Source organism: Paenibacillus sp. 01T422, assembly GCF_056398785.1.
This window is the reverse complement of record NZ_JBFTQB010000360.1, coordinates 1-5,908: the sequence shown is the minus strand read 5'-3', so window position 1 is coordinate 5,908 and position 5,908 is coordinate 1. Positions and strand designations below refer to the sequence as shown.

The window sequence follows — 5,908 nt, the reverse complement described above, 5'->3', positions numbered from 1 at the left end:
GCCTTCCAGCGTTTGTACGGCTTCACTCATGAGTGTTCCTCCATTCAAGGCTAATATCCCCTACATTGTATCCAATTCATGGGGAAAGGGCAAATGAACAAAGGGTGAAATGGAAAATGTTCAATTTGTGTACACTTTACCTGTGCGATCTCGTGGATTACAATGAAAAGAAAGCGGAAGATGAGTTTCATAATTAGGGGGATCAGACATTGCTGCAGATGATTATCGCCACTGTCTTAATGATGGTGTTATTTTTTGGAATCGGTTTTATTTTGAACATGCTGATGAAGACCACATGGTTTCCACTCTATGCGTTTATCGCACTAGTCATTGGAGTCGTGATTTACKGGTCAATGGGGTCGGCTTCCTTTCTATCAAGCGGGGATAGCTTTACGATTGTTGATATCGTTCCGGCCATCGGCGGCTTGGTAGGCGCTATTCTTAGCGGATCAGCCATCAAAACTCTGCGTATCAAAGGCTTTAAAATGTTCTAGTGTAATAATAAAAGGCAAAGCGGGCTACGATAAGGTGACTTGAACTTGACCTTACGGAGGAGACGACTTTGCCTTTTGCTCATTTAAAAGGGACGATTCTGAATTATGAGATTTCGGGAACCGGTACCCCTATTGTGTTTATCCATCCTCCTCTGTTGACTTCAGAGGTTTTCGTTTATCAAAAAAAACAGTTATCTCAGCATTTCCAGGTGATCACTTATGATATTCGTGGGCATGGCTCCAGTCAAGCATCTGAGCGACCTCTAAGCATTGAGTTAATGGCACGGGATGTTCGTATGCTGCTTGATGAAATCGGGATTGAACAGGCTTATCTTTGCGGGTATTCAACAGGTGGAATGATCCTGCTGGAAGCGCTTCTAGCTTATCCTGAGCGTTTCCTTGGGGGAATTGTGGTGAGCGGCATGTCGGAATTAACCGATGTGTATAACAAAATCAGGGTGTGGATGGCGTGTAATATGACCGGCCCGGATCTGCTCATGGATCTAATGAAGAAAGCCATCACGAATGGGAACGCAGACACTACCGCAACTTATCGCCAGCTATATGAAAGCTCGCAGAAAGACACGTCCGATGATGTATGCATGTATTTTAAACAAGCTCGTAATTACACATGCACGCATCGACTCCGCAATATCAAGCACCCTGTCTTGTTAATGTATGGTACGAAGGATCGCTCTTTTCATCGATATGCGAATTTGCTTCACCAGGGTCTGCCTCATAGCTCACTCTATTTCTTAAAAGATGCGAAACATCAAATTCCGATCAAAAGTGCGGCGAAGATGAATGATTTGATTCGTTTGTGGGTGGAAAGCCTGGAGGACGAAGACACGGAACGGGGTCTGCTCGACTTGTCGATTGCCAGGAAAATGAATCCGGCCATGTACGGAGAAGATACCTGGGGAAGTGAGGAACCGGTGATTTCACCTGACTGAATCCGGCACGCATGAATAAGTCTTCTTATAGACAAGGGGTTGTCCAAAGGTCGTAATTAGACCTTGAGACAACCCCATTCTTTTATTCAAAATGGTCCAGAACAATTTTGCCTACCGTGTGGCCTTCCTCAAGCATGGCATGCGCCTTGCGCAGGTTTGCAGCATCGATCGGCGTTAACCTCTGAGTCACTGTGCTGCGCAGAGATCCGTTATCGACTAGCTCTGCTACTTCATTAAGCAGTTTGTGCTGTTCGATCATGTCGGATGTTTGAAACATCGCGCGCGTGAACATGAATTCCCAGGCGAATGTAACGCTCTTGTTTTTAAGTAGATTCATATTTAATGCCTGATCCGTTTCTACAATAGAACAAATCATACCTTGCGGAGCGATTGCGTCAGCCATATTCTGCCAATGCTGGGCTGTGCTATTTAAGCAGAGGATATAGTCAACGTCAGTTAGGCCGATCGCGTTTAATTGAGCTAAGAAAGCATCATAGTGGTTAATGATATGATTGGCTCCCATCTCCTTCACCCATTGCGCGGATTCAGGGCGCGAAGCTGTGCCGATGACGGTGAGCCCGGCAAGTTTGGCTAGCTGCGTGGCGATAGAGCCTACACCACCGGCAGCGCCAATGATCAGTATGGTTTTGCCGGCGTTGTCTTCTCTATTCCGTGACACACCAAGCCGCTCATACAGAGCTTCCCAGGCGGTGATGGCTGTTAACGGAAGTGCGGCGGCATCGGCGAAGCTCAGCGTTTTCGGTTTCTTCCCAGCGATGCGCTCGTCAACGAGGTGAAATTCGCTGTTGCCGCCAGGGCGTGTTATGCTGCCAGCGTAATAGACCTCATCTCCCGGCTGAAACAATGTGCAATCCGGCCCGACCTGCTCTACGATGCCCGCGACGTCCCAACCCAAAATGCGAGGTGTGTCCTCCGTTTTCTCTTTGGGAGCGCGCACTTTCGTGTCTACGGGATTCACTGAAATGGCAAGGACCTTGATCAGCAGGTCCTTGCCAGTGGGCACCGGTTTCTCAATGTCAACGTGAATAAGGCTTTCAGGATGCTCAATAGGAAGATAACGGAGAAGTCCTACGGCTTTCATAGTTTCTTGGGAAGTCATATGTTCATCTCCTAGGAATGTATTGATATAATGTTGTCAGTGTAGCCCATTCATTCTAAAATAGGAAGTACGCACATTCGTGTGGTATAGTATCAATTTGTATACTAAGGAGGTGCCAAAGCATTATGCGTGATCGTGAAAGTGGCTATGGCAGCACAGGAGATCGGGAAGGCTGCCCAGTTGAATATACATTGGATGTTATCGGCGGAAAATGGAAAGGCGTGCTTCTCTATCACATGATCGATGGAACCAAAAGATTCAATGAATTCAAACGAATTTGTCCATCGATTTCACAAAGAATGCTAACCTTGCAGCTGCGTGAGTTGGAGGAGGACGGCATTGTCCACCGCGAGGTGTATCACCAAGTGCCTCCGAAGGTGGAATATTCCTTGACGGAGTTTGGTCAAACCTTGACGCCGATTATTTTGCTAATGAAAGAATGGGGAGTTAGGTACCAACAAAATTCGGAATGTTCTATCGAAAGCTGAACGGCTGCTACAAAGCCAACCCAGCCAGCCGAAAGGTTGGTTTTTTCATTTTAGGTAATATTATCTTTCTCTAGTAGATACCAAGCGTGTCGATTTTTGTGGTAGACTAATAGAGAGAAACCGAGATGCCAGCAAGAGTGGCAGGCAATCGGTTGAGCCTAGGCAGGATGGTGCTGTAATCGGATGAGAATGACGAATGTGCTGCATTTCACGGAGAATCACAGGTTTTGTGTAGGCCGTGAATTTTCTTTAAGCAGTTTGGATTTTAAAATGTTGGCGATGATGTATCAGCCGATGATCGGTGGTTTGGCAATTAGCCTCTATCAGGCTCTCTACCAGCAGATGAGTGCGGAAAAGGTCGGATTTTCGCCGCTGGAACAGCAGCGTAAGCTATTTCTGCTGCTTGACCTTGAGCAGGGAGAACGAGGCCGGAAGTATTTGATCGAGCAATCCTCCAAGCTTGAGGCTATCGGCCTTTTGCAGACTACCCGCAAGTTTTTGGCGGATGAAGAAGACTATATTTTTGTGTACACGTTGTTCGCGCCGCTTGGCCCGAATGAATTTTTCCGGAACCAGCATCTGACGCTGCTGCTCCGCGACAAAGTCGGCAAGTTCATGCTGCTCTCTCTTCGGGAAGATTTGCTGTCGCCGGAGCCGGAAGAGTGCCGCGAAGCAAGCGAAGAGAATCTATCGGTTCCCTTCTATGATCTGTTCAGGCTTAATACCCAAGTGGTTGACTATGAGTTGGAGCAAGCGCTATATGAAGCTTCAGCCAGCAAACAGGGAGAAGCTCGTATGGACGTCACGACCAAAGGCTTCCAGTATGCTGACATTATCATGAGGTTTCCACGTGGAGCGAGTAATCGGATTTTCGTCGAGGCGCTCAAGCACAAGCCGGATCAGATGGCAGCCATTAATATCGTGGCTAAGAAGTATAATCTATCCCTGCAGGAAACATGCCGATTGCTCGATGAAGATGGCGTGTTTAGTGAAGAAGGCGAGCTGCAGATGGATCTCATGCAATACAACGCGAATCTCTTTTACAGGCAAAGCAAGAAGCGTGACGAGGAAAGAGAACGAACAATGTCCAGAACGGAAGAGGCTGGAGTTGGGGATTCGGCAGAACAGGCTGACGAGAAATCAGTTGAGATGGCGTTTTATTTGGAAGTACCGCAGCAGCTGCGCGGCGAATGCACGGATCATCAATACAACTACATTATGCGTAACGAGCCGTATACTGCAGTCCTGAAAATGTTCTTTACACAGGGCTCTATTCCTGACGGCGTACTTAATATATTTGAGAAGATTGATTTGAATTATAAGTTAAACGAAGAAGTAATCAATGTATTGATCCATTTCCTGCATATCGATCGCCGCTCTTGGGCGAAGTCTTCCATTGAAGCGGTTGCTTCAGACATGCTCGGCAAGCAAATTATCACTTACGAGCAAGCTGTGGAGTATGTGCGCGAGAAAATCAGCTACAAACAGAAAGCTGCATCCAAGGTTGAGGCTGCCAAAGCCGGTGGCGGCTCCGTTACCAGGGGTCGGCAGGGCAAAACGCAGAAGCCGCATATCCCGATTGTGGTGCCGGATGCAGGCGCTGCAGCTTCTTCGAGACTGACCGAAGAAGAGCTGGAGGCTGCGAGAAGGATGGCGCAGAAGCTGGATGAGCGCTTTAATCGGAAGAACTAACGTGCACGAATTCAAATGAGTACCAAGAGATCACACAAGTAGGAGGTGCCGCAATTATGGAATCGCTGTCGCACATTCTTAAATCCATGCCTAATTCGGAATGGAGACGAAAGGCGGAGGCCAAAATCAAGGCGGTCATGGATGACGTCTTAGTTCATAAGTTTCGCCAGAAGTATCCGTTTGTCGATGATTATACAGTCAAGATTAATATGAATAAGCTGTACCAATACGTAACTGAGTACAAAAGCTGCTCCAACTGCCCCGGTTTGGAGAACTGCCCGAATGATATGACGGGTCACTATACGATGCTAACTGCCGATACGGATAACGATAGAGTGTATATACACGAAGAAAAAGTAGCGTGCAAAAAGTATACCTCCAAGCAGCTGCAAGATGCGATTTCCTCTCGAATCCGCACCTTCCACGTAGATCCTCGCATGATTTCGCGGAGCTTCTCGTTTGGCGATATCCTTGAAGTGGATTTGGACCGGGCGAAAGCCGTCATGCAAATCAATGACTACGTCAACCAAACGATGGAAAAGGGTCTGCAAGCACGCGGGCTTTACTTAAGTGGATCGTTCGGTACGGGCAAAACGTTCCTGATGGGCTATATGCTGCATCAATTGGCCAAAGTGGGCATGACGGGGGCTATCGTCTATATGCCGGATTTTGCCGAGGATTTGAAAGGCATGTTCCAAGAGCCCAATAAGTTGAAAGAGACGATCGATCTTCTGAAAGAGACGGATCTGCTTGTTTTTGACGATATTGGCGCTGAAAACCTGAATCCATGGCTTCGTGACCATGTCATTGGGGCGATTGTGAACCACCGGATGAACCGGAAACCGACCTTCTTCACGTCGAACTATGCACTGAATGATCTTGAGAAGCATTTCAGCTTCACGAACAAGGATGGCGACGAGGAGTACAAGGGACAACGGATTATGGACCGTATTCGTCCTTTTGTTGACGTGGTTGAAGTGACCGGCACGAACAAACGAGGAAGATCGTAAAGGATGGGCTGAAAGCAAAATAGCTGAGAAAACTACCGTTAATCTGCACTGCTCGGGCAGGGAATGAAATAACGGTAGAAACTCCACTAGCGTTGCATTAAAGCTACCACGAAAATTTAATTTAAATTATTTACTATTTATGTATTTTTTT

Annotated in this window: 6 protein-coding genes; 5 read left to right on the top strand and 1 reads right to left on the bottom strand. The window is 47.1% G+C overall.

The window, feature by feature from the left end; translation table 11 throughout:
- Positions 1 to 209 precede the first annotated feature (209 nt).
- Together AC1DUA_RS19870 and AC1DUA_RS19865 are read left to right on the top strand one after the other, a co-directional pair.
- Positions 210 to 494, top strand: a complete 285-nt coding sequence (locus AC1DUA_RS19870) for a YuiB family protein (RefSeq protein WP_477501418.1) — start codon at positions 210 to 212, stop codon at positions 492 to 494.
- 68 nt (positions 495 to 562) lie between these two features.
- Positions 563 to 1,447: an alpha/beta fold hydrolase gene (locus tag AC1DUA_RS19865; protein ID WP_477501417.1), complete on the top strand. Its 885-nt coding sequence runs from the start codon at positions 563 to 565 to the stop codon at positions 1,445 to 1,447.
- A gap of 82 nt (positions 1,448 to 1,529) precedes the next feature.
- On the opposite strand, the gene AC1DUA_RS19860 is transcribed toward AC1DUA_RS19865, so the two are convergent.
- Entirely contained in the window at positions 1,530 to 2,567 is a 1,038-nt protein-coding gene (locus AC1DUA_RS19860) for a zinc-binding alcohol dehydrogenase family protein (RefSeq protein ID WP_477501416.1), read from the bottom strand.
- A gap of 125 nt (positions 2,568 to 2,692) precedes the next feature.
- On the opposite strand from AC1DUA_RS19860, the gene AC1DUA_RS19855 reads away from it, so the two are divergent.
- The 3 genes from AC1DUA_RS19855 to dnaI all read left to right on the top strand — a co-directional run bounded on the left by AC1DUA_RS19855 (position 2,693) and on the right by dnaI (position 5,757).
- Complete coding sequence (locus tag AC1DUA_RS19855; protein WP_477501415.1) at positions 2,693 to 3,055, top strand: winged helix-turn-helix transcriptional regulator; 363 nt, start codon at positions 2,693 to 2,695, stop codon at positions 3,053 to 3,055.
- Positions 3,056 to 3,238: 183 nt separating this feature from the next.
- Positions 3,239 to 4,747 carry a replication initiation and membrane attachment family protein gene (locus AC1DUA_RS19850; protein ID WP_477501414.1) on the top strand — a complete coding sequence of 503 codons (1,509 nt, stop codon included), beginning with the start codon at positions 3,239 to 3,241 and terminating at the stop codon, positions 4,745 to 4,747.
- A 56-nt stretch (positions 4,748 to 4,803) separates the two neighbouring features.
- Positions 4,804 to 5,757, top strand: a complete 954-nt coding sequence (dnaI, locus tag AC1DUA_RS19845) for a primosomal protein DnaI (RefSeq protein WP_477501413.1) — start codon at positions 4,804 to 4,806, stop codon at positions 5,755 to 5,757.
- Positions 5,758 to 5,908 lie beyond the last annotated feature (151 nt).

What these genes read in the sequence shown, in the direction of transcription:
- dnaI (WP_477501413.1), top strand. Translation starts at nt 4,804, where the DNA reads ATGGAATCGCTGTCGCACATTCTTAAATCCATGCCTAATTCGGAATGG.
- AC1DUA_RS19850 (WP_477501414.1), top strand. Translation starts at nt 3,239, where the DNA reads ATGAGAATGACGAATGTGCTGCATTTCACGGAGAATCACAGGTTTTGT.
- AC1DUA_RS19860 (WP_477501416.1), bottom strand. Translation starts at nt 2,567, where the DNA reads ATGACTTCCCAAGAAACTATGAAAGCCGTAGGACTTCTCCGTTATCTT.
- AC1DUA_RS19855 (WP_477501415.1), top strand. Translation starts at nt 2,693, where the DNA reads ATGCGTGATCGTGAAAGTGGCTATGGCAGCACAGGAGATCGGGAAGGC.